This is a genomic window from Nitratidesulfovibrio liaohensis, assembly GCF_011682075.1.
Taxonomy (GTDB): domain Bacteria; phylum Desulfobacterota; class Desulfovibrionia; order Desulfovibrionales; family Desulfovibrionaceae; genus Cupidesulfovibrio; species Cupidesulfovibrio liaohensis.
The window spans coordinates 1-869 of sequence record NZ_VSMK01000662.1; the positions used below are offsets into that span (position 1 = coordinate 1).

An 869-nucleotide genomic window follows, 5' to 3' on the forward strand; every position below is an offset into this window, starting at 1 on the left:
GCTTGCGCTCGCCCGCCGCGCCCACGGGCAGGGCAAGCAGCGCCTGACGCAGCACGTCGCGCAGCTGCGCCGTCTCGCGCGCGTCCGGGGTTGCCGTGCCCTGCACGCCGGATGCCTTCAGCTGCACCTCCATCAACTGGTCCACCACCCTGTCCAGGTCCACGCGACGCTCGAAGGCAGTCGCATCGCCGTTGCGGAAGGCCAGCACAAGTTGCTCCACGGCGGTTTCCGGACTGTTGGTCTTGACCCACCACCAGGCGCCGCCAGCGGTCCCGCCCAGCGCAACCAGCCCGGCCACCGCGTACAACACGAGGCGCAGGGTGCGTTTGGACAGTCCCTTTCTCTTGCCCGGCGCGGCCCCTGGGCCGCCAGCGGGAGAGGAGGCGGGCGTACCAGTCGGTGCGGCAGGCTTTGCCCCGGCAGCTTTTGAGGACGCTGCCGAAGGCGCGCCGTCCAGCGATTCCGGGGCGGCGATGAGCAGATCGCCCCCTGCGGGCTTCTTCTTGCGGGAAAGGAACGGCAACTTGAACGAGAATCCCATGGATGTCTCCGGTTGCGGAATTGCGGGATTACGGAAAATGAGAACAAGGGCTGCCGGGCAGGCAGGAACGGCTCTGGTCCGACTGTCCACCGCGACGCGAACGGCACGGCGGAACGACAGGACCGGCAAGACGGGTGGCGCAATCAGCCCAGCACGTCGCCCAGGCCGCCGCACACCGCCGCCAGTTCGTCGTTGCCCACGGCAAAGGACAGCGCGGCGGCAAGATCGAAGGGGGGCGCGGCGGCAAGGTCGGTGGGCAGCGGGGCATGCCCCAGTTCCGCCAGGTCGGCGCACAGGGCCGTGCACAGCTGCGGCCAGGGCTTCAGGA

General features: G+C 69.6%; 2 pseudogenes. Both read right to left on the reverse strand.

The window, feature by feature from the left end:
* Window positions 1-541: pseudogene (locus FVW27_RS17470) on the reverse strand (hypothetical protein); the annotation flags it as partial.
* Window positions 542-684: 143 nt separating this feature from the next.
* Window positions 685-869 (reverse strand): annotated as a pseudogene (locus FVW27_RS17475) (glycosyltransferase family 2 protein); the annotation flags it as partial.